The 22,145-nt window shown below is 69.9% G+C and carries 21 protein-coding genes; 10 read left to right on the top strand and 11 right to left on the bottom strand.

The window, feature by feature from the left end:
• Positions 1-125 precede the first annotated feature (125 nt).
• Complete coding sequence (locus AC5020_RS06695) at positions 126-1,169, bottom strand: NAD(P)-dependent alcohol dehydrogenase (RefSeq protein ID WP_464987674.1); 1,044 nt, start codon at positions 1,167-1,169, stop codon at positions 126-128.
• Positions 1,170-1,267: 98 nt separating this feature from the next.
• Here AC5020_RS06695 and AC5020_RS06690 point away from each other — a divergent pair, with 98 nt between their 5' ends.
• Positions 1,268-1,855 (top strand): TetR/AcrR family transcriptional regulator, encoded by a 588-nt coding sequence (locus tag AC5020_RS06690; RefSeq protein ID WP_464987673.1) that lies wholly within the window; start codon positions 1,268-1,270, stop codon positions 1,853-1,855.
• A 60-nt stretch (positions 1,856-1,915) separates the two neighbouring features.
• Positions 1,916-3,760: a DNA/RNA non-specific endonuclease gene (locus AC5020_RS06685; RefSeq protein ID WP_464987672.1), complete on the top strand. Its 1,845-nt coding sequence runs from the start codon at positions 1,916-1,918 to the stop codon at positions 3,758-3,760.
• Position 3,761: 1 nt separating this feature from the next.
• On the opposite strand, the gene AC5020_RS06680 is transcribed toward AC5020_RS06685, so the two are convergent.
• On the bottom strand, positions 3,762-4,127 hold the full coding sequence (locus tag AC5020_RS06680) for a nuclear transport factor 2 family protein (RefSeq protein ID WP_377019391.1): 366 nt from the start codon (positions 4,125-4,127) through the stop codon (positions 3,762-3,764).
• A 112-nt stretch (positions 4,128-4,239) separates the two neighbouring features.
• On the opposite strand from AC5020_RS06680, the gene AC5020_RS06675 reads away from it, so the two are divergent.
• Positions 4,240-5,010, top strand: coding sequence for a MerR family transcriptional regulator (locus AC5020_RS06675; RefSeq protein ID WP_464987671.1), 771 nt, complete (start codon positions 4,240-4,242; stop codon positions 5,008-5,010).
• Positions 5,011-5,203: 193 nt separating this feature from the next.
• Positions 5,204-6,034: a SurA N-terminal domain-containing protein gene (locus AC5020_RS06670; RefSeq protein WP_464987670.1), complete on the top strand. Its 831-nt coding sequence runs from the start codon at positions 5,204-5,206 to the stop codon at positions 6,032-6,034.
• 18 nt (positions 6,035-6,052) lie between these two features.
• On the opposite strand, the gene AC5020_RS06665 is transcribed toward AC5020_RS06670, so the two are convergent.
• Genes AC5020_RS06665 through AC5020_RS06655 form a run of 3 tightly spaced genes read right to left on the bottom strand, consistent with a single transcriptional unit; the run spans position 6,053 to position 9,074 of the window.
• Positions 6,053-7,558: a tripartite tricarboxylate transporter permease gene (locus AC5020_RS06665; protein WP_464987669.1), complete on the bottom strand. Its 1,506-nt coding sequence runs from the start codon at positions 7,556-7,558 to the stop codon at positions 6,053-6,055.
• Entirely contained in the window at positions 7,558-8,061 is a 504-nt protein-coding gene (locus AC5020_RS06660; protein ID WP_464987668.1) for a tripartite tricarboxylate transporter TctB family protein, read from the bottom strand. The genes AC5020_RS06665 and AC5020_RS06660 overlap by 1 nt, the downstream gene beginning before the upstream one ends.
• Complete coding sequence (locus tag AC5020_RS06655; RefSeq protein ID WP_377019396.1) at positions 8,058-9,074, bottom strand: tripartite tricarboxylate transporter substrate binding protein; 1,017 nt, start codon at positions 9,072-9,074, stop codon at positions 8,058-8,060. Before AC5020_RS06655 ends, AC5020_RS06660 begins: the two co-directional genes overlap by 4 nt.
• Positions 9,075-9,191: 117 nt before the next feature.
• Here AC5020_RS06655 and AC5020_RS06650 point away from each other — a divergent pair, with 117 nt between their 5' ends.
• A complete protein-coding gene (locus AC5020_RS06650; protein WP_464987667.1) occupies positions 9,192-9,536 on the top strand; it encodes a universal stress protein in 345 nt (114 codons plus the stop codon).
• A 16-nt stretch (positions 9,537-9,552) separates the two neighbouring features.
• On the opposite strand, the gene AC5020_RS06645 is transcribed toward AC5020_RS06650, so the two are convergent.
• The 3 genes from AC5020_RS06645 to AC5020_RS06635 form a co-directional block, all read right to left on the bottom strand.
• Positions 9,553-11,118: a GMC family oxidoreductase gene (locus AC5020_RS06645; protein WP_464987666.1), complete on the bottom strand. Its 1,566-nt coding sequence runs from the start codon at positions 11,116-11,118 to the stop codon at positions 9,553-9,555.
• The gene (locus AC5020_RS06640; protein WP_377019400.1) at positions 11,115-11,705 is read right to left on the bottom strand and encodes a hypothetical protein; all 591 of its coding nucleotides are present in this window, start codon (positions 11,703-11,705) and stop codon (positions 11,115-11,117) included. The genes AC5020_RS06645 and AC5020_RS06640 overlap by 4 nt, the downstream gene beginning before the upstream one ends.
• 107 nt (positions 11,706-11,812) lie before the next feature.
• Positions 11,813-12,604, bottom strand: a complete 792-nt coding sequence (locus tag AC5020_RS06635) for an IclR family transcriptional regulator (RefSeq protein ID WP_377793273.1) — start codon at positions 12,602-12,604, stop codon at positions 11,813-11,815.
• A 116-nt stretch (positions 12,605-12,720) separates the two neighbouring features.
• Here AC5020_RS06635 and AC5020_RS06630 point away from each other — a divergent pair, with 116 nt between their 5' ends.
• Complete coding sequence (locus tag AC5020_RS06630; protein ID WP_377793272.1) at positions 12,721-13,041, top strand: putative quinol monooxygenase; 321 nt, start codon at positions 12,721-12,723, stop codon at positions 13,039-13,041.
• Positions 13,042-13,122: 81 nt separating this feature from the next.
• Here the strand turns inward: AC5020_RS06630 and AC5020_RS06625 are convergent, their stop codons facing one another.
• Positions 13,123-13,389 carry a DUF3072 domain-containing protein gene (locus AC5020_RS06625; protein ID WP_377019404.1) on the bottom strand — a complete coding sequence of 89 codons (267 nt, stop codon included), beginning with the start codon at positions 13,387-13,389 and terminating at the stop codon, positions 13,123-13,125.
• A 265-nt stretch (positions 13,390-13,654) separates the two neighbouring features.
• Here AC5020_RS06625 and AC5020_RS06620 point away from each other — a divergent pair, with 265 nt between their 5' ends.
• Positions 13,655-14,500 (top strand): SDR family oxidoreductase, encoded by an 846-nt coding sequence (locus tag AC5020_RS06620; protein WP_464987665.1) that lies wholly within the window; start codon positions 13,655-13,657, stop codon positions 14,498-14,500.
• A 12-nt stretch (positions 14,501-14,512) separates the two neighbouring features.
• Here the strand turns inward: AC5020_RS06620 and AC5020_RS06615 are convergent, their stop codons facing one another.
• Positions 14,513-15,139, bottom strand: a complete 627-nt coding sequence (locus tag AC5020_RS06615) for a dihydrofolate reductase family protein (RefSeq protein WP_464987664.1) — start codon at positions 15,137-15,139, stop codon at positions 14,513-14,515.
• Positions 15,140-15,231: 92 nt separating this feature from the next.
• Positions 15,232-17,040 (bottom strand): GNAT family N-acetyltransferase, encoded by a 1,809-nt coding sequence (locus AC5020_RS06610; RefSeq protein WP_464987663.1) that lies wholly within the window; start codon positions 17,038-17,040, stop codon positions 15,232-15,234.
• Between AC5020_RS06610 and AC5020_RS06605 the strand changes: the two genes are divergently transcribed.
• The 3 genes from AC5020_RS06605 to AC5020_RS06595 all read left to right on the top strand — a co-directional run bounded on the left by AC5020_RS06605 (position 17,026) and on the right by AC5020_RS06595 (position 22,039).
• Positions 17,026-17,868 carry an alpha/beta fold hydrolase gene (locus AC5020_RS06605; RefSeq protein WP_464987662.1) on the top strand — a complete coding sequence of 281 codons (843 nt, stop codon included), beginning with the start codon at positions 17,026-17,028 and terminating at the stop codon, positions 17,866-17,868. The two genes, AC5020_RS06610 and AC5020_RS06605, sit on opposite strands and share 15 nt — an antisense overlap.
• Before the next feature lie 443 nt (positions 17,869-18,311).
• Positions 18,312-20,549, top strand: coding sequence for a choline BCCT transporter BetT (betT, locus tag AC5020_RS06600; protein WP_464987661.1), 2,238 nt, complete (start codon positions 18,312-18,314; stop codon positions 20,547-20,549).
• 5 nt (positions 20,550-20,554) lie between these two features.
• Positions 20,555-22,039 (top strand): aldehyde dehydrogenase family protein, encoded by a 1,485-nt coding sequence (locus tag AC5020_RS06595; RefSeq protein ID WP_377793267.1) that lies wholly within the window; start codon positions 20,555-20,557, stop codon positions 22,037-22,039.
• The last annotated feature ends 106 nt before the right edge of the window (positions 22,040-22,145 follow it).

Here is a 22,145-nt window from a genome sequence, read left to right as displayed (position 1 = left end):
CGCGAGTTCACCGCGTATCCGACCGGCCGGGTCGTCTTCAGGGACGGCCCGGCCGTTCGTCGTCCTCGTCCGGGCCATGCCCGGTGGCCCTGTTGCGGACGAACAGCCAGCAAACGGGATCCCCGTCATTCCCCGTCGAGGTCCGAGAGGTCCAGGACGAAGCGATAGCGCACGTCACCCTGTTCGAGCCGTTCCAACGCCTCGTTCACCCGCACTGAGGGCAGAAGCTCGATGTCGGCGACGACTCCGTGCTCGGTGCAGAACTTCAGCATCGCCGCCGTCTCGCGCCGGCCACCGCTGCCCGCCGAGGTGATGCGCTTGCGTCCGATGAGCAGCTCGGTGGTCTCCACGGTGAGGGGCCCGAGGTAGCCGACGTGAACGAGTGTTCCGTCCAGGGCGAGCAGCGCGAGGTAGGGCGAGAGTTCGTGCGCCACAGCCACGGTGTCGATGAGGACGTCGAACCGCGAGCGCGCCTCCGCCATTGCGGCCTCATCCGACGAGATCACCACGTCGACGGCGCCCAGGCGCCGGGCGTCCTCCGTCTTCGCTGCCGTGCGGCTGATGACGCTCACGTCGGCGCCCAGTGCGCGGGCGAGGCGCACTGCCAGGTGACCCAGCCCGCCCAGGCCGACCACTGCGACACGGAACCCCGGGCCGACCTCGAGGGCGCGCATCGGCTCCCAGACGGTGATCCCTGCGCACAGCAGTGGGGCAGCCGCCGCGGGGTCCAGCCCCTCGGGCAGGGGGTACGCGAAGTCCTCGCGGAGCACGTACTCGCGCGAATAGGCGCCCAGGGTCATCGCGCCGTCCCCGCGCTCTCGGCCGCCGTAGGTGAGCGTCGGGAACTCTCGGCAGAAGTTCTCCTGACCTGCTGTGCACATGTCGCACTCGAGGCAGGCGTCGACGATGTTGCCGACCGCGACCGCCTCGCCGACGGCACGATCCATCACCTGCGGGCCGACGGCCGTGACCACTCCGGTGAACTCGTGGCCCGGGACCAGCTGCTCCTCGGCGTGACCATGGGCGTGGACGGCGTGAAGGTCTGTGTGGCACACCCCGCAGTAGTCGACCCGGACTGCGATATCTCCTGGTCGCAGGTCGCGCCGTTCCAGGGTCGTGCGTCGCAGTCTGCCGGCCCCGTCGGCGGCCCATCCGTCGGTGGTTCTCATGCTTCTCTCCTCAGTTGCAAACAGACTGTTCGGTCTGCCGCAGCGTACGTCCACAGCGTGACAAAGTAAACCGACTGGTCTGTTGCTAGGCTGTCGTTATGACGACGAAGCATCTGACGCCGCGCGGCGCCGCCACTCGCGAGCGCATCGTGGAGGCCGCGACCCAGGAGTTCGCCCGGTACGGCATCGCCGGTGCCCGCATCGAGCGCATCGTCGAGACCGCACGCACGAACAAGGCACAGCTCTACGGCTACTTCGGGAACAAGGACGCACTCTTCGACGCGATCTTCCGCGACTCGTTGACGCACATCATGGACGCCGTCCCGCTCGAGGACTCGGACCTCGCGAACTGGGCGGTCCGCCTCTACGACGAGTATCTGCGCCGGCCGGACCTGATCCGTCTGGCCACCTGGGCTCGTCTGGAGCGCCGGCCCGATGGCCACCTCGTCGAGGATGCCGAGCGCCTCGACGACCGCAAACTGGCCCACATCGCCCAGGGGCAGAACGACGGCTCCGTCCGCGACGGGGACCCGTTCGACGTGATGGCACTGGTCATCGGCATGTCGATGGCATGGTCCCCGGTCAGCAACGTCTACGCCGCGACGACCGACGAACCCGACGATGTCCATGCTGCCCGGCGCGCACTGCTGTACGACGCCGTTCGCGGAGCCGTCATGCGCCCGTGACGGACCGATCCTTCACGCCCCCGTCGCCCGCGCGTCACCCCCGCCTCCCAGACTGGAGCCATGAGCGCGAGCGCACAGGGACCCGGAGCGACCATCGAGCAGATGCGGACCTGGATCCGCCGCTGGGGCCGACTCTATCTCGAGGACGGCAACGTCACCTCCCTCGGCATCGGCACCAAGGAGGTCGAGGGCGAGCGCACCGGCGAGGTATGCATCCAGTTCACCGTGCGGGCGAAGCTGGCGCCGGCCGAAGTGGAGATGGCCCCCACCCGAGCTCTGCCCGAGGCCGTCGACATCGAGTCCGTCGAGGTGCCGACCGACGTGATCGAACGGGTCTACGTCCCCTCGTACCAGGTGGTGCCCGAGGCCTTCGACGAGGACCGCAAGGGACGCATGGACCCGTTGCGTCCCGGCGTCAGCATCTCGCACCCGACGGTCTCGGCGGGCACCGCGGGCGCCATCGTCCACGACCGGAGGACCGGTGCGCCGGTGGTCCTCTCGAACTGGCACGTGCTGCACGGTCCCGAGGGGACGATCGGGGACGAGGTGCTCCAGCCCGGCACCCATGACGACAATTCCGGTGATCCGCGCAACGTCTTCGGCCGCCTGCTGCGGTCCCATCTCGGGGCGGCTGGCGACGCAGCCCTTGCCTCGCTCGACCAGCGCAGCAGCGATCCCTCGATCCTGGAACTCGACGTGGTGCCCGAGGAGATCGGCGATCCCGAGCTCGGCGATCGCGTGGTGAAGTCCGGCCGCACCACGGGCGTCAGCCACGGGGTCGTCTCGCGCATCCACACGATGGTCGCCCTCGACTACGGCGACGGCGCCGGTGAGCACAGCATCGGCGGCTTCGAGATCGAGCCGGATCCACGGCGCACCGGCCAGCAGACGGCGCTCAGCGACGGCGGGGACTCCGGGGCGGCGTGGATGCTGAAGGCAGGCAACGGCCACACCTCGTCGGTCCTCGGCGGGCTGCACTTCGCGGGCGCGGATTCGGCCGACGGGCAGGAACGTGCCCTGGCCTGCTATGCCTCGTCCGTCCGCACGGCACTGGGATTCTCCCTCTCCCCCGCCACCGCGCAGGCCGAGGCGGCCTCCCGGGCGAGCGCCCGCGGCTACGATCCCGACTTCCTCGCCGAGCCGGTGCCGTTCCCGGAGCTGGCGGCGGAGCATCGCGAGGATGCGGCCTGCGTCGACGGATCACCCGTGGTGCCGTACACGCATTTCTCGCTGGTCCAGTCGGCCTCCCGACGCTTCGCGCGGGTCGTCGCCTGGAACATCGACGGCGCACGCCTGCAGCGGATCAGCCGGGACGGGATCGACTTCCGCCTCGATGACCGGCTCCCGGAGGACGCCCAAGCCGGCGAGGACCTGTACCGCGGCAACGACCTCGATCGGGGGCACATCGCCCGCCGCGCCGATCTCACCTGGGGTGAGCGGACCGAGGCCCGGCGCGCCAACGAGGACTCCTTCTGCTTCACCAACATCGCCCCGCAGATGGCGCGGTTCAACCAGTCCGGTCGCGGCGGTGTCTGGGGCGAGGTGGAGAACTCCCTGTTCGACCAGGTCGAGGTGCAGGATCTGCGGGTCAGCGTGGTCGGCGGCCCGGTCTTCGGCGAGCAGGACCGGGAGTACCGCGGCGTGCGCCTGCCCCAGGAGTTCTTCAAGGCCGTCTACTACATGGTCGACGACGAGCTGCGCGTGCAGGCCTTCCTGCTGACGCAGGATCTCGGTGGGCTGGAGCGCCTGGACCTCTCCGCCTTCTCGACCTACCTGGTTGATCTCCGGGAGCTGACCTCGCGCACCGGACTGGCCTTCGCTCCGGCGGCTGCAGGGGCCGACGGGGCCCGCGCGGAGAAGCTGGAGCCGACGGTGCTGGAGTCCGCGGAGCAGATCCCGTGGTGACTCAGGTCTGCAGGTAGGTGCGGATCTCTCGGATGCGGGCCGTCCTGGCGGCGCCGGCGAAGCGGAAGACGTGGCAGAAGTCCGCGCGATCCTCACCGCGGATCAGGTAGCCGTCGCACGCGGCCCCTCGGCCGTGGTTGACGACGGTGAGGATCTCGCCGCGCTCGGCCTCGAAGGGAGGCGGCACGATCGCGGGTCCGCCGTGGGAGGCATCGGGTCCGTCGGCGCCGACGCGGACCCAGCGGGCATCGTCCGTGAGCCACTCGCGTATGGCGTCATGATCGCCCGAAGCCCAGGCCGCGGCGACGTCGGCCACGATCGCCATGCGCGGTGAGTTGCCGCAGTCCCCGGGCATCGTCATCTCCATGGCTCGCCACCCTACGGTTCGGGGCCCGGTTCGGAATACCCCTTGCGCTTGACGCGACGTCAAGCGTCACTGTGGTCCATGCACCACGGTGGAGAGAGAGGAGGAACCGGACATGGCCGGCAACACAGAGCAGGAATGGTCGATGCAGGACGTCGTCCGCCGCTCCGGCACGACCAGCCGCACCCTGCGCCATTACCAGCAGGTGGGGCTCTTGACGCCCTCCCGCACCGGGCACGGCGGCCAGCGGTTCTACGACCGGGACGGACTGCTGCGCCTGCAGCGGATCCTGGTGCTGCGCGAGCTCGGCCTCCCCCTGGCGGAGATCGGCCGCGTGCTCGAGAAGCAGGTGGACGTGGCCGACGCGCTGCGTGAGCACGTGCGGCAGCTGGAGCGTGAACGGGAGCGCCTGGCACAGGCCGTCGCGTCGGTGCGAGCGACCCTTTCGATGATCGAGACAGGAGGAGGACTCATGGCAGAGAAGATGTTCGAGGGATTCGACCATACGCAGTACAAGGATGAGGTCGAGGAGCGCTGGGGTGCGCAGGCCTATGCCGATTCCGAGGCGTGGTGGAGGTCTCTGGACGAGGCCGGGAAGCAGGCGTTCCAGGCGGAGCTGACCGACCTGATCGCCGCTTACGACGACGCCGCCCGGCGCGGGGTCGCCGTGGACAGCGAGGAGGTGCGGGCCCTGACCCGCCGGCTGTACGCCTGGATCAGTGCCGGCTGGGGCGGGAAGGCTCCCGACGCGGAGGCGTTCATGGGGCTCGGTGAGATGTATGTCGCCGATCCTCGATTCGCGAAGACCTTCACGCTCGAGGGCCGGGAGCTCGCGCCCTACGTGCGCGATGCGATGGCCGTCCACGCCGCGGAGGAGCTGGCGTAGACCCAGCGCACGGCGTCGCCGGCGGCCCGAGCTCACTCGGGCCGCCGGCCCGCCGCGTCCGGGAAGGCCCGTCGAGGGCGTCGGCCCCGCGCCTCACCAGCGGCGTTATCTGACCGTTATCTGAGTATTCCTGCAACACGGTGCCAGGTTTCGGGTTGTAGCGTCGCCCGGGCCGTCAACTTCAGGAGGCACAGTGAAGGTCCTCAGCACCTCGACAATCCGCAATACGCTCGCCGCCGCCTCGCTGGCGGCTGTCGTGGCCCTGGCGGGCTGCAGCGGAGATCAGGCCGCTCCGTCGGGCGCCAGCGACGGAGGCGGCCAGCAGCCCTCCGTCAGCGACGGGGGCGGCCAGCCGCCGGCTCCCAGCGACGGAGGCGGCCAGCAGGCTCAGCCCGACGTCTCGGACGTCCCGGACATCGTCGCCGAGGTCAACGGTGAGGAGATCACCAAGGACGAGTTCGTCCAGGCCTACGAGAGCCAGTTCCAGCAGGCCTCCATGCAGCAACAGCAGCAGGGCGGCGGCGAACCGCTCGACCAGGCGAAGCTGAAGGAGCAGGTCGCCGCTCAGTTGATCGACAACCGTCTCGTGCTGCAGGCCGCCGATGATGCCGGTATCACGCCGACCGAGGACGACATCGACGCCCAGCTCGAGCAGTTCGCCGCGCAGCAGGGCGCAGGGTCGGTCGACGAGCTCGTCAAGGCCGCGGAGCAGCAGGGCATCTCCGAGGAGGATCTGCGAGCCGACGCATCCGACAACTTCCAGCTCACCGGCTATGTCGATCAGGAGGCGGGCATCGAGGAGCCGAGCGAGGAGGAGGTGAAGAAGCAGTACGACCAGCTCGTCGAGCAGTCGAAGTCCGGCGGTCAGCAGCCCCAGTCCGGCGGCCAGCAGCAGGAGATCCCGCCCTTCGAGGACGCACGCGACAAGGTCGCCGAGGACATGCTCATGAAGCAGCGGCAGGAGGCGCTCCCGCAGATCACCGAGGACCTGCGTGAACAGGGCGAGGTGACCGTCAACCTCTGAGGGTCGGCAGCGCCCGTGTCAGACGTCCCGGCGTGTGCGCCTGCGCACGGCGGTGCGGACCGAGAGGGCGATGACCACGGCCAGCAGGACGTAGATGCCGATGGTGATGGGGCTGGAGACCAGCACCCTGGGGTCGCCGACGGACGAGAGCAGCGCATCGCGCAGTGAGCTCTCTGCCAGCGGCCCCAGCACCATGCCGATCATCAGCGGTGCCAGCGGGTAGTCGTAGCGGCGCATCACGAAGCCGAGCACGCCCACGGCCAGGAGCAGCAGCAGATCGAAGACGGCACCCGAGGTCGCGTAGATCCCGAGCCCGCAGAACAGCGTGATCCCGCCGTACAGGTAGGGCTTGGGGATCAGCAGCAGCTTCGACCACAGCTGGGCGAAGGGCAGGTTGATGATCAGCAGCACCACCATCGCCAGGAAGAAGCTGGCCAGCAGAGCCCAGACCAGCTCGGGGCTGCGATCGAACAGCAGCGGGCCGGGCTGGAGCCCGTACTGGCGGAACGCCGCCAGCATGATCGCCGCGGTAGCCGAGACGGGCAGGCCCAGTGCCAGCAGCGCACCCATCGCCATGCCGGTGGTGGCGTTGCCCGCCGCCTCGGGGGCGGCCAGGCCGCGGATCGCTCCCTTGCCGAACATGGGCACCCGACGCCGGCGGTCCAGCCTGCGCTCCGCCTCGTAGGCCAGGAAGGTGGGCACCTCGGCGCCGCCGGCGGGGACCACGCCGAACGGCAGACCGATGAGGGTGCCACGGCCCCAGGCCGGCGCGGCCTCGGCGAGCTCGTGGCGGCTGAGGAACGGCCGGCCGGCGGCGCGGATCTGCAGGTCCTCCCGGTCGCGCCGGACGCGGGAGGCCACGGAGAAGACCTCGCCGAGGGCGAGGATGCCGACGGTGACGGTGACCAGCGAGATGCCGTCGAAGAGCTGCGGCGCTCCCCCGGTGAACCGCTCCATCCCCGAGACCCCGTCGATCCCGACCAGGGTGATCCCGATGCCCAGGACCAGCGCGGCCAGCCCCTTGAGCACGTTGTCGGCGACCACCGAGGAGGTGGCGACGAAGGCGAACAGGGCCAGGGCGAAGAACTCCGCGGGCCCGAAGCTGGCCGACAGCGCCACCAGCGCCGGGGAGAGGAAGACGACCAGGATCGAGGCCACCATGCCGCCGATGAACGCGCCGATGGCAGCTGTGGCCAGGGCCTGCGGGGCGCGCCCGTCGTTCGCCATCCGATGACCCTCGAAGGTCGAGGCGATCGCGGAGGCCTGCCCCGGGGTGTTCAGCAGGATCGCCATCGTCGAGTCCCCGAAGAGACCGCCGAAGTAGACCCCGGCGAACAGGATGAACGCGGCGGTGGGATCCAGGGCGAAGGTCATCGGCAGCAGCAGCGCCACCGCCATCGAGGAGCCCATTCCCGGCAGCACGCCGACGGCGGTGCCGAGCAGGCAGCCGACGACGACCCACAGCAGGTTCATCGGGGTCAGGGCGCCGGCGAAGCCCTGCATCAGCAGATCGAGCTGCTCCATCAGAAACCGCCTCCCAGGACGCCGGAGGGAAGCACCAGGCCGAGGCCGGTGGCGAAGATCAGGTAGACGAGCGAGCTGAGGAACAGCGCCACCAGGATGTCGAACACGGGCCGGCGGGAGCCGAAGCCGTGCGCCGCGCACCAGAACAGCAGGCCGCCGGCGAGGATCCAGCCCAGCCAGGGCAGCAGCAGCGCGAAGGCGAGGAAGCCGCCCGCCACCCAGGCCAGGGCGACGAAGTCCGAGTGGGTGCGGTAGCGCCGCCCGGAGGTCTCCTCGGCCGGTTCGGGGTGGCGGAGCACGCCGATGGCGAGCAGCACGGCCAGCAGCAGTCCGACCGAGCCGAGGATCACCGGCACGAACCGCGGACCGGGGAACTCGGCCTCCCCTGCCTCCAGCAGAAACGAACCGATCAGCAGGTACAGGCTGAAGGTCGCGATGATCGCCGGCATCAGCAGCGCCGAGCGGCCGCGCCAGAAGCTCGTGGTCCTCTCCATCTCGCTCATCCTCCGATCTCCTCGAACAGCCCGGCGATGCGGTCGGTCTCCTCGGCGACGTACTGCGTGAGCTCCTCGCCGCTCAGCGGCACCTCGACCCAGTAGTTGCGCTCCACGGCGTCCTGCCATTCAGGGGTGGCGACGGCTTCGTCGATCAGGGCCTCGAGCTCCGAGACCTCCTCGTCGGTCACCACGGGCGGCGCGAACAGCGCGCGCCAGTTGGTCAGGGTCACGTCGTAGCCGAGCTCGGGCAGGGTCGGGATGTCGACGCCCTCGAGGCGCTCCGGGGCGACGACGCCGAGGGCTCGGAGCCTTCCACCCTGGACCTGGGGATAGATGTCGGCGAAGCCGCCCGCGGTGGCCTGAGCGGTTCCGTTCAGGAGGGCCTGGATGGCCTCGCCCCCGCCGTCGGAGGGGATATAGGTCGACTCCGCCGGCGCGATCTCCGAGGCCAGCGCGAGGTCCGTCATCACGAGCTGGTCGAAGGAACCGCCCCCGGTCCAGGCCAGGGACGGAGGATCCTCCCGCCACGCCGTCACCAGTGACTCCAGATCCTGATGCGGGGAGTCGGCGGGCACGGCGATGAGGTCGTACTCCTCGATGACGCGGGCGATCGGGGTGACATCGGTGATCACGGACGAGGTGTCGAACTGGATCTGCGCCGCGATCTGGCCGGTGCCGCCCACCATCAGCGTGTTCGGCTGGTCCATCTGGCTGACGCTGCCCAGAGCGATGGTGCCGCCCGCACCGGGGACGTTCACCACCTGCACATTGCCCACCAGGGAGTTGGCACGCATGGTCTGCTGCATCTCGCGCTGGAAGGCGTCCCAGCCGCCGCCCGCTGCCGCGGGAGCGACCAGGGTCAGGGCGGAACGGATGTTGCTGCCGCCCGAGGCGGAGCGGATCGACTCGTAGCCGGCGGCTGCGATGACAGGGACCGCGAGGATCCCGAACCCGATGCTGAGGGCGCGGCGGCGGGTCGGGGATCCGGCCGGCGGCGGGCTGTCTGCCGCATGGGGCATGGGCACGACTCCTTCGTCATGAGGTGGCCCGACAGTCTAAACACCCTCACCACCGCCGGTGCCGTCGCGACCACGCGTCGGCTAGGGTGCCTGGGACGAACCCCCGAAGGAGCGCCCATGTCTGTTCTCGTGGCAGGAACCGCCACTCCCGCCGGCCGGGCCGCCTACCGCTACGGGATCAGCGAGGCCCGCCGCCGCGGGGAGGACCTCGTCTACTTCCTCATGGACGGCGAGCACACTCCCTCCCCGGACCTCGGCGAAGTCGTCGAGCAGGTCGAACGGCCCGACGAGCGCGGCCACTCCGAGGCCGGCGACCTCATCGACCGGGCGGAGCGCGAGGACATCTCCGCCATCGTGATCGGCGTGCGTCACCGCTCGGCGGTCGCCAAGCTCTTCCTCGGCTCCTTCGCCCAGCAGATCATCCTCGAGGCGAACAAGCCCGTCATCTGCATCAAGCCCTGACCCCGTCGGCGCAGACTCAGACTTCCCCCTTCGACAGCGCATCAGCCAGGTACTCCGCCTGCCGGATGGCCAGGGCGACGATGGTCAGGGTCGGGTTCGCGGCCGCCCCGGTGGTGAACTGCGAGCCGTCGGAGACGAACAGGTTCGGTACGTCGTGGGCGCGGCCCCACTTGTCCACCACACCGTCCTCCGGCCGTTCGCTCATGCGGCAGGTGCCGAGGTTGTGGGTGGAGGGGTACGGCGTGGTGCGGTGCGTGCTCACGGCGCCGACCGCGTTGTACAGCGTGGTCGCCGCCCCGTAGGCGTGCTTGCGCATCGCGGCGTCGTTGGCGTGGTCGTCGAAGTGGACGTGGGCGGCCGGCAGTCCGTGCTGGTCGGTCACGGTCGCATTGAGGGTGACCGCGTTGGACTCCTGGGGCATGTCCTCGCCCACCAGCCAGCATCCGGCGGTGTTCTCGTAGCCGTCCAGCAGCTTGGTGAAGTCCGGTCCCCAGGCGCCGGGCTCGACGAAGCTCGCCATGAAGGCGGGGCCCAGGGAGATGGTCTGGATGTAGTAGCCGCCGGCGAACCCGCGCGCGGGGTTGTGCACGGATTCGTCGGAGATGTTCCCGGCCATGGTCTCGCCCCGGTACATACGCACCGGCTTGTCGAACTGGGCGTAGACGCTGCCGGTCATGTGACGCATGTAGTTGCGCCCCACCTGACCGGAGGAGTTGGCGAGCCCGTCGGGGAACATCGAGGAGGAGCTGAGGTGCAGCAGCCGCGGGGTCTCGATCGAGTTCCCGGCCACGCACACGACCTTCGCCGCCTGCCGGTGGAGGTTGCCGTCCTTGTCGAGATAGATCACGGCGTTCACGCGGCCGGTGCGGTCGTGGAGGATCTGGCAGACGTGCGAGTCGGGTCGCAGATCCAGCTTCCCGGTCTCCAGGGCGCGCGGGATCTCGCGGACCATCGTCGACCACTTGGAGCCGTTCTTGTCGCCCTGGAAGTTGAAGCCGTCCTGGATGGAGGCCGGTCGGCCGTCGTACGGGGCGGCGTTGGTGCCGTAGGGCCCGGTCGCGTAGTAGCGATAGCCGAGCTTCTCCGCGCCGGCGGCCAGGACCTTGTAGTTGTTGTTCGCCGGCAGCGGCGGGCGGCCACCGCGATGGGTGGAGCCGATCGCATCCTCGGCGCGCGTGTAGTACGACTCGAGGTCGTCGTACGAGAGCGGCCAATCCATCAGGTTCGCCCCGTCGATGCGACCGTAGGTGCTGCGGGCCCGGAACTCGTGCGGCTTGAAGCGCGGGGTCGCCCCGGACCAATGGGTGGTGGTGCCGCCGACGGCCTTGACGATCCAGGCCGGGAGGTTGGGGAAGTCCCGGGCGATGCGCCAGGAGCCCGACGTGGTGCGCGGATCTGTCCACGCCATCTGGTTGAAGGCCTCCCACTCGAGGTTCATGTAGTCCTCATTGCGCAGGTACGGGCCGGCTTCGAGGACGACGCACTCGATGCCCTGCTTCGTCAGCTCGTAGGCCAGGGTGCCGCCGCCGGCGCCGGAGCCGATGATGACGACGGTCTCGGTGTCGTGGTCGATGGTGCTCATGCCTGCTTCGTCCTTCCGTTGCCGACTCGGCCCGCCCTGGCGCGACTCTGCCCGGCGGGCACCGCGGCACCGCGGGTGCTGCTGGTGCTGGCGGCCGTGGGCAGATCGGAGACGACCTCCTCGAGGGGCTCGCCGTCGTACTCCTCGATCCGGGGATCAGGCAGCCAGTCGAGGTCGTCGAATCCGCGGTCGATGTAGCCGCCCTGGTCGAAGGACGGCCCTTCGTAGCCCAGCGCCTCCCATACCTCCTCGTCCTCGTAGAGGGTGACCACGCTGGTCTGACGCACGAACCCGAAGTAGGTGGTGTGCTGGATCCTCCCCAGCAGCGGCAGTGCCTGCTGCGGCGTGAGCTCGTGGAAGATCCCGCCGGCAAGTCCCTGCAGGGAGTCCAGACCCTGGGCGAGCTTGACCCGCATCCAAGTGCTCTCCTCCGCCTGCTTCCGCACCACCGCGGCGGTGCGCTCGTAGGCCGCGTCGGGGACCCGCTCGTGCGGGAACGCGGCTTTGATCAGGGCGACCAGTGTGCGGTCGGCTTCCTGTGTCCCTTCGACGTCGTTGACGGCCTCGCTGCTGCGCGATGCGCTCATGACATCTCCTTCCCACTGCGTCGTCGTCAGTGATGTGGAGCACAACCTAGGAACGGCCCCCAGCCGCGGCAACTCCGCTTATCGCGGGGCGAGAACGAGAACGGGGTTCAGCCGTGGTGGGTGCCGAGGCGGTAGGCCCGGCCGGCGCGCGAGGCGCAGGCACGCACCCGGTCCTCGACGTGCCGGGTGCGGCCCTCGAACGCCGCGACGGGCGCGGAGACCGCGACGGACCCGATGAGCATGCCGTCGTCGGCCTTGATCGAGGCGGCGAGGCAGTCCGTCCCCGTCTGGAACTCCTGATGCTCCCAGGCGATGCCCCGCGCGGAGATCTCCTCCAGGTGCCGGCGCAGCAGCTCGGGGTCGGTGATCGTGCGATCGGTGTGGGCGCGCAGCTCGCGATCGGCGAGGTAGGCGTCGCGCTCCTCGAGCGTGAGGGCGCTGAGCCCCACCTTCCCGAAGGCGGTGGAGTGCGGGCTCTCATGGAAGCCGAATCCCATGGGACTCAGCCGCGGGTGCTGCGGGGAGTCCGCGACGAAGACGACGACGAAGTCCGTGCCCCGGTGGATCGCGAGATAGGCGGCCATTCCCAGGTCGCGGTGCATCGCGCAGACCTCCTCGCGCACCGCGCGCGGAATGCCGAGATCCTCGTGGAGGCCGACGGCGAGGCGGTGCAGCTGGTAGCCCAGGGCGAACCGCTTCTCATCCCTGAGGTGGACGAGGTACTCCTCACGGATCAGCTCCTGGGCGATCCGGTACACCGTCGGCAGCGGGATCGACGTGGCGTCGGCGATGGTGCGTGCCGAGCTGCTGCCGTGCTGGGCGACGGCCTCGAGCACGGCGAGCGCCCTGGCGATCTGTCCGGCCGGGGCCTCGTCGTCCCGGTCCTTCATCAGGGTCATCCTGCCTCCTTGCGATCGACCCCCATTGTGCTCTTCTTGTCCTGCGAGAATCGCTCTACCGCACGCCTCGCCCGCCGGGCAGGCTGTTCGCACCACCGATCCGGAAAGGACCCGACATGATCCTGATCAACGTCAAGTTCCCTGTGAAGCCCGAGTTCGCCGACCAGTGGCCGGAGCTCTCGCGGGAGTTCACCGAGGCGACGCTGGCCGAGCCGGGCAACAAGTGGTTCGAGTGGTCCCGCAGCGTGAAGGACCCCAACACCTATGTGCTGATCGAGGCCTTCACCGACGACGGTGCCGAGCCGCACGTGAACTCACCGCATTTCCAGAAGATGCAGGAGGAGTTCCCGCAGTACCTCTCCGCGACCCCGCAGATCATCTCCCAGCAGGTCGAGGTCGAGGACTGGGGTCCGATGGGAGAGCTCACGGTGGACTGACTCGACTGAGCCGGCTGAAGCAGGGCAGGACGACGACGGGGCGCGGTGGATGACCACCGCGCCCCCTCCCGTCGTGAGGGCTCAGCCCGGGCGCCCGCCCTGGAGCCGGTCGATGTGCTCGGAGGCCTCGGCCTTGGTGAGGTTCGCCGGGAGTTCCTCCCCCGCCTGCTTGGCGAGCGTGTCGAGGTAGGACTTCTGGGCCTCGGTCATCGGGTCGTCCCCGCTGACCCACTCCTCGGGGTCGCGCTGCAGCGCGGGGTCGCTCTGGCCATCGCCTGTCGCGCCGAGGGTCTCCTGGCCGCGGTCGTCCGCCGCACGGGAGGGATCATCAGGCGTCGGATCGGTCATCGGGAGCCTCCTGGAATGACGGCCGCCGGATCGGGCCGGCGGGGTCCTGATCGTGGTGACAGTTTAGTGCGCGCACTGCGCCCCGCCCCGGATCGGGCGCTTCCTCGTCCGTTCGGTCGGCTCATGGTCGTGCTCGGTCACCCGGGTGGCGCCGCGGAAGGTTCTCGTGCGGCGAGAACCTCCGTTGCCGTCGGGGCCAGGCGTTGCTGTGCTGTCGCTGCGGTGCCGCTCGGCATCGCCGGAACTCTCGATGAGGAGAAGAACCATGAGCACCACGCACAGCGGCACCGACGATCTGTCGACCATCGAGGCGGCGCGGCGCAGGGCCCCCGAGGGCCAGCGGGTCGCCGTCGTCACCGGAGCGGCCCGCGGCATCGGCGAAGGGATCGCCCGGCGCCTGGGGCGGGACGGCCTGCACGTCGTGGTGGCGGATCTGCCGACCATGCAGGAGGGCATCGACTCCACGGTGGAGGCGATCACCGCGGCGGGCGGGACGGCCACGGGCACGGACGTGGACGTCACGGACGAGGCCTCGGTCGAGCGCCTGGTCGCCTCTGCCGTCGAGGCCGGCGGCCACCTGGACGTGTTCGTCGCCAACGCCGGCATCGCCCAGGTCCAGGAGCTGATCGACTACGACGCCGCCGACTTCCAGAAGATCGTGGACGTGAACATCACCGGAGTGTTCAACTCCTACCGTCAGGCGGCCCGGCAGATGATCGCCCAGGGTCATGGCGGCAAGATCATCGGCGCCGCCTCGATCGTCGCCTTCCGCCCCTTCGCGCTGCTGGGGCCCTACTCAGCCACGAAATGGGCGGTCCGCGGGCTGACCCAGGCCGCTGCGATGGAGTGGGCCGAGCACGGGATCACGGTGAACGCCTACGGTCCCGGCATCGTCGGCACCGCGATGTGGGACCTCATCGACGAGAAGCTGGCGGCCAAGAACGGCCAGCAGCGGGGTGAGGCCCTGGCCGAGAACGCCCGCTCCATCCACCTCGGACGGGTCTCGGTCCCGGATGACGTGGCCCGCATGGTCTCCTACCTCGCGAGCGAGGACTCGGACTACGTCACCGGTCAGACGATGCTGGTCGACGGCGGGATCCAGTTCAGCTGAGACCCGATGGAGTCAGCGCTGCCACGCTGTCCCGGGCGGCTCGGGCAGGTGCGTCGGCGCGTACTCGAGCAGCTGGAGCCCACCGGCGAAGGTGCGCGCCTCCAGCAGCTCGAGACGGAAGTCCTCGAACTGCTCCCAGATGCGCTCGAGGCCGGTACGGCCCGTGATCACCGGGAACAGGATGACGCGGAACCGGTCCACCACGCCCGCCCGCAGCAGCGAATGCGCGAGACGGATGCTGCCGATGGTGGTCAGCGGCTTGCTCGAGGTGCGCTTGAGGTCCCTGACCCCCTGGATGGCATCAGTGCTGATCAGCGTGGTGTTCGGCCAGGAGAGCGGCTCCTCCAGGGTGGCGGAGAAGACCACTTTGTCCGTGGCGGTCATCTGCTCGAAGCTGGCCTTCTCCTCCGCGGAGACGTCGATCTGCGCGGCCTCGACCGCCATCTGCGACATCAGCCGGTAGGTGGTCGCGCCCATCAGCACGAGGCGCTCGGGTTCCTGCGCGAGCCATTCGAGGTACTCGGGGCTCTCCAGTCCCCACCACCCCGGCCACCCCTCGGCGGCGGCGCAGCCGTCCAGGGAGAGGATGAAATCGACGATCAGTTCCTGTTCTGCCTGCGGAGTCTGGGCGTCGGCCATGACCGGTCCTCGTCATCGAGCGCTGCGCTGGGGGCGCGTGCGCGGTACGTCCACGCTAGTGCCTGAAGGTCACCTCGACCAGGCCCACGCCGTCACAGGCCGCGCTTGAGACCGGCGTGGGTCGCCTCGTAGCCGAGCCGCGCATAGAACTCGCGGGCGCCGGTGCGCTCGAGGTCCGTGGTGAGCTGGGCCAGGGATGCGCCGCGGGTGCGCCCGTGGGCATGGGCCCACTCGAACATCGCCCTGCCCAGGCCACGGGAGCGTTCGGAGCGCGCCACGCGCACCGCCTCGATCTGCAGGCGGGTGGCGCCGCGACGCGAGAGACCGGGCAGGATCGTCAGCTGCATCGTGCCCACCACGGTCCCGCCCTCGTCGCGCACCACAGCCAGATAGTGCGCACGATCGTGGGCGATCTGGTCGAACGCGGCCTCGTACTCCTCGAGGTCCCCGGCCTCGCGGGTGCGGCCGATGTCGTCGTCGGCCAGCAGGTCGCGGATCGCCGGGAGGTCTCCTCGCTCGGCCCGCTGGAGGCGATAGGTCCTCTGCCCGCACCGCAGCAGGTCCCCGGCGGAGGATCGTGCTCGCTGCTGCATCCGGGCGACCAGCGCGTCGAGCCAGGCGCCCACCCCGGCACGGGCCTCGCCGGTGTCCGGGTAGCGGCAGCGCAGATGCACTCCCGCCTCGTCGAGGATGAACCAGAGCATCACCCCGTCGGGGCGGGTCGCGGCGCTGACGTACTGGGCCTGCAGGCCGACGTCGTCGATGCGCACGGGCAGCCGCCGCAGGTCCAGCCAGGAGATCGCGAACATGCCCGGGGCCTCCGGCATGCCTCCCCAGGGAGCGAGGACCTTCTCGAGCGGCCACGATCCGAGGCGGATCGCCTCCTTGACCGCGGCCGCGGCGGCGGCCGGCGCCGGGTCCCCGGATTCCAGCACGGAGTTGGTGATGAACCAGCCCACCGAGTCGTGCCAGGTGGTGTCGTACCGGCTGTGGACCGGGAACACGGCGCGCAGCGGGACCCCTGCCAGCTCGCGGGTCACCTCGGTCATCAGGGAGACCGCCAGCGCGAGGGTGGAGACCCCGTCGGAGCGGGCCTGCGCGGAGAGGGCGGCGGTATCGTCCACGTCCAGGACGTCACGGACCTCCACCCGCTCGGGCTGCGGCCCGGCCTCCCCCAGCGGCAGCGGGAAACGAGGCATGACGTCCCCGCCCGCGGCGATGATCTCCCGCCAGCGGCGCTGGACATCCTCGGGGGCGTCGCGGCCGCGCAGGATCCGGGTGTGCTCGGCGAAGGTCGGGACCCAGCCGGGGAAGAGCTCGCGGCCGGCGCCGACGTCCGCCAGGGCGGTGAACAGGTCGCGGGCGAGCACGAGCATGGACCACATATCCACGTGGGCGTGATCCGCGGCCAGCACGAGCGTGGGGCCCTGGGCGGTGTCGATCATGCACAGCCGGTGGGCGGGGCGCGCCAGGGACACGCAGTGCTCATCGAGCACCTCGCGGAGCACTTCGTGCATGGAACGACCGGGGCCGACGGGATGATCGACCCAGCGGCCGGGCCCGACCTCGATGCTCCTGAGCCGCACTCCTGCATGCTCGGTCTCGTCGGTCTCGTCGGTCTCGTCGGTCTCGTCGGTCTCGTCGGTCTCGTCGAACACAGTGCGCAGCGTGCCGTGGCGGGCGATCACGCCCAGCCACGCGGCACCGAGCTGATCGGGGTCGACCCGGCTGGGCAGGGTCAGCGAGATGGCCATCCACGAGCCCGGCCGGTTGCCGGCGGCCACGTGGCGGCTCTGATCGAAGGAGACCGGCAGCTCGGCGCCAGGGGCGGACGTCTCCACCTCGTAGCTGCGCAGAGCACCGAACGGGAGCCGCAGATGGGCGACGTGGGTGAGCCGCATGGCGGTAATCTAACCGGCACCCGTCTCGCCACCGACCCGGAGGTCCCGTTGTCACCGTTCCGTGTCCGAGGGGCCGAGCTCGCCTGTGAGTACAGCGACGAGGGCGGGCATCCGGTGGTCCAGCTGCACGGGCTGACCTCGAGCCGTGCTCGGGACCGACTGCTCGATCTGGATCTCGGTCGGGGCCTGTCCGGGACCCGCCTGCTGCGCTATGACGCGCGCGGCCACGGCCGCTCCACCGGACGCCCACTGCCGGAGGACTACCGCTGGAGCCGGCTGGCCGCGGACCTGCTGGCGCTGGTGGAGGCCTACTTCCCCGGGGAGGCGGTGCACGGCGTCGGACCGTCGATGGGATGCGGCACCCTGCTCCACGCGGCAGTGCGGGAACCGGACCGGTTCGACGGACTGACTCTGCTGCTGCCGCCGACGGCGTGGGAGACCCGCGCCGCGCAGGCGAGGGACTACGAACGACTGGCAGCATTCGTCGAGCGCCATGGCGCCGAACGCCTCGCCGGTGCCGGCGCGAGCCTGCACGCGCTGCCTCCGGCCGCGGCGAGCCACCCTCCGGCGACCCCGGACGTCGCCGAGCGGCTGCTCCCCGCGGCCTACCGAGGGGCTGCGCTCAGTGACCTGCCCTCCCGGCAGGAGCTCGCGGGCCTCCGGCTGCCGGTGTCGATCCTGGCGTGGACCGGGGACGGAGGCCATCCCGTCTCCACTGCGCTCTCACTCGCACGGGTGCTGCCGCGGGCCCGGCTCCGGATCGCCGAGCGACCCGAGCAGGTGGCGGCATGGCCCGAGGTGCTGCGCGAGGACGTCGGTCGCGACTGAGCGGGGCCGCTCGGCCGCCTGGGCGCCGCTGGGCGCCGGGCCGATTCCGGAGAGTTGCGCGAAGGCGCGGAATTCGTGTGCCCCGCGCGGTCTTCGCGAACGTCGAGAATTCTCGCGCCGACCCCTCGCGAGCATTCACGATTCCGGCGGTCCGCGGCTCTGCGGCCGGCGGCACGCCCCCGGTCGGCTCCGTACGCACCTGCGATGGAGCCCTGGACAGCGACGGGGACACGCGCGAGACTGATCTGCACCTGCCCCGGCGTGGCATTCCGCACCCGAGAAATCGTCATCTGATGGGTGGATCACGGACTGTGCACCGATAGTGGCCCGCGGAGCGGAGATCACCTTAGTGTCGTGCGTCGGCCGAACCCGCCGGAACGAAGAATTCCCGGCGCCGGCCGATGCACCGTCGGACCCCTCGCTCGTCGATCGAAAGGACCGTGATGGCCCAGGCCGCCCAGAGCCACCCGCCCACGTCAGCTCCCGGACCCGGGAGGGACCCCGGTGGGGAGGACGGCGGCCCGGCGATCGGCACGGCGGGCTCCCACTCCCCCGTGAACTGGCCGGTGTTCATCGGCACCTCGGTGCTCATCGTGGCGTTCGTGCTGTTCGCCGCGATCTGGCCGGGCACCGCCGAGACGGTCATCTTCGGCTCCATGGGCTGGGTGGCGACGAACTTCGGCTGGTACTACGTGCTCACGGCCGCCCTCGTGGTGGTGTTCGTCGTGATCGTCGCAGCCTCCAAGGTGGGCCAGACCCGGCTGGGTCCGGACCATTCGCAGCCGAAGTACAACATGTTCACGTGGGCCGCGATGCTGTTCGCCGCGGGGATCGGCGTGGACCTGATGTTCTTCGGCATCTCCGGTCCAGCGACGAACTACCTCACCCCGCCGGACGTTCCCGCCGGCTCCGCCGAGGCCGCGCGGATGGCCCCGATCTGGACGATCTTCCACTACGGCATCCCGGGCTGGGCGATGTACGCCCTGATGGGCATGGCTTTCGGCCTGTTCGCCTACCGGTATCACCTGCCGCTGAGCATCCGCTCCGCTCTCGCCCCGATCTTCGGCCGCCGCATCCACGGCGCCGTGGGGCACGCGGCCGAGATCGCCTCGACGATCGGCACCATCTTCGGCATCTCGGTCTCCCTCGGCATCGGCGTGGTGTTCTTGAACTTCGGGCTCTCCGCGCTGTTCGGGATCCCCAATTCGATCGCGGTGCAGATCGCTCTGATGGCGCTGGCCGTGTTCATCACCATCGCCTCGACCGTCTCGGGTGTGGACAAGGGCATCCGCCGCCTGGCGGAGCTGAACGTCTACCTCGCGATCGCCCTGATGCTGTGGGTGCTGATCACCGGTGAGACCCACCAGCTGCTCAACGCCCTGGTCCAGAACATCGGCGACTTCTTCTCCCGTTTCCCCTCGATGCTGATGACCACCTTCGCCTACAGCGACGGGGCCGAGGGCTATCCCGCGGATCAGTGGATGGCGGACTGGACGCTGTTCTTCTGGGCCTGGTGGATCGCCTGGGCGCCGTTCGTCAGCCTGTTCCTGGCGCGGATCTCCCGTGGCCGCACCCTGCGCGAGTTCATCGTCGGCGTGCTGCTGATCCCCTTCTCGTTCATCCTGCTGTGGGTCTCGATCTTCGGCAATGCCGCGCTGGGCTTCTTCGGGGACCAGGAGTTCCTGGACCTCGCGGTCAATCAGCCCGAATCCGGCTTCTTCAATCTGCTGGAGCAGTACCCGGGGTCGCTGTTCACCGTGTCCCTGGCTCTGCTGACCGGCCTGTTCTTCTACGTCACCTCGGCCGACTCCGGCTCGCTGGTGATGGCGAACATGACCTCGAAGGCCTCCAGCACCGACTCGGACGGCCCGCCGTGGCTGCGGATCGTGTGGGCCGTGATCACCGGCGCCCTGACCGTGGTCATGCTGTTCATCGACGGCGTGTACACGCTGCAGGCTGCGACCGTGATGGTGGGACTGCCGCTGTCGATCATGGTGTACCTGGTGATGTTCAGCCTGTGGAAGGTGCTGAGGACCGAGCGGATGAACCTCGAGTCGCGCCAGGCGGCACTGCCCGCGCTGCTGACCAGCCGGGTGCGCGAGGGCGGCGAACGCGGAACCTGGCGGGACCGGCTGCGCCACCGCATGTCCTACGCCTCCGCCGAGCAGGCCACGGACTTCGTCGAGACGGTCGCCACGCCCGCCGTGGAGGAGGTCGCCGCGGAGCTGAGCGAACTGGGCTGCGAGGTCACCTGCCACCGCGGGTCCCACCCGGACAGCTCCATCCCCTTCGTCGACCTGGTCGTCTCCTTCCCCGAGGGTGAGGACTTCAAGTACCAGACCTACCCCGTGGCCTACTCCGTCCCGAACTTCGCGGCCAACCTGGCCGCCGTGAAGGACACCTACTACCGCATCGAGATCTTCTCGGCCCTGGGGTCGCGGGGACGCGACATCATGGGGTACACGAAGGATCAGGTCATCGCCGATGTCCTGGACGCCTACGACGCCCACATCATGTATCTGACCATGAGCCGGCAGATCGGCACCGTGACCGGCGCGGTCCCGGTGACCGCTCCGGACGAATGGGTCGACACCGACCAGCTCGACCACCCCGCCCCGACGACCGCTGCGCCCGACCGGACGGGCCCGGCCCCCCGCACCACCCGCGACGGAGGAGAATGAGCGCCATGACTGACCAGATCGCCACCCTGTACATCGACGGCCAGTGGGTCCCCTCCTCGTCCGGAGAGACCCGCACCGTGACCTGCCCGGCCGATCAGAGCGAGGTCGGAGTGGTCAGTGAGGCCACCGCCGAGGACGTCGAGCGGGCCATCCTCGCGGCCCGGGCCGCCTTCGAGTCCCGCGTCTGGGCCGACAAGCCGGCCTCCGAGCGCGGGGACTTCCTGCTGCAGGTCGCCGATGCGCTGGCGGCCCGCAAGGACGAATTCGCCCGCGCCGAGGCGCTCGACACCGGCAAGCGACTGGTCGAGGCCGAAGGCGACATGGACGACATCACCGCCTGCTTCCGCTATTTCGGCAAGATCGCCGATCAGAACCCCGGGCGCCTCGTCGACGCCGGTGACGGCAGCGTCATCTCCCGCGTCGTCCACGAGCCCGTCGGCGTGTGCGGGATGATCACGCCCTGGAACTTCCCCCTGCTGCAGGCCTCGTGGAAGATCGCCCCGGCACTGGCCGCGGGCAACTCCTTCATCATCAAGCCGGCCGAGCTCACCCCGCACACCACGATCCTCATCCTGGACGTGCTGGACAAGCTCGGGCTGCCCGCCGGGGTCGCCAACCTCGTGCTCGGCGCCGGCGGCGTGGTCGGCGCTCCCCTGTCCTCCCATCCGGAGATCGACCTGATCTCCTTCACCGGCGGCCTGGTCACCGGCCGCAAGATCGCCGAGTCCGCGGCGAGCGACATCAAGAAGGTCGCCCTCGAGCTCGGCGGCAAGAACCCCAACGTGGTCTTCGCCGACGCCGACTACGAGGCGGCGCTGGACAATGCGCTGAACGCCGGGTTCCTCGACTCGGGCCTGGTCTGCTCCGCGGGCACGCGCCTGATCGTCCAGGACACCATCGCCGAGCAGTTCGTCGACGACCTCGTCGCCCGCGCCGAGGGCATCGTCATGGGCGGTCCGCTCGACGAGGATGCGGAGACCGGCCCGCTGGTCTCCGCCGAGCACCGTGACAAGGTCACCGACTACGTCAATCGCGGCGTCGAGGCCGGTGCCCGGCTGCGCACCGGCGGGAACTGGGGCGGCCCCGAGCACGAGCAGGGCTTCTTCTACGCCCCGACCGTCCTGGATCAGTGCACCGCCGAGAACCCGGCCGTGGTCGAGGAGGGCTTCGGCCCCGTGATCACCGTGGAGACCTTCTCCACGGAGGAGGAGGCGATCGAGATCGCCAACCACACCGAGTACGGCCTGGCCGGCGCGGTGTGGACATCGAACTCCGGCACCGCCAATCGGGTCTCGCGGCGTCTGCGCCACGGCACTATCTGGATCAACGACTTCCACCCCTACCTGCCGCAGGCGGAGTGGGGCGGCTTCAAGCGCTCCGGCATCGGCCGCGAGCTCGGCCCGAGCGGACTCGAGGAGTACACCGAGGCCAAGCACATCTACGAGAACACCGAGCCCGCGGTCTCCGGCTGGTTCCCGCGCAAAGGCTGATCGACGTACTGCGAGCCTGCGAGCGGTAGGAGACCAGCCCAGCAAGCTCAGCTGATCGACGTACTGCGAGCTTGCCAGCGGTAGGAGACCAGCCCGGCACGCTCAG

The sequence above is a fragment of the Brachybacterium sp. SYSU DS0246 genome, from assembly GCF_059391765.1.
Note: the sequence above shows the minus strand (reverse complement) of the source record. Positions and strands in the feature narration are given on the sequence as shown.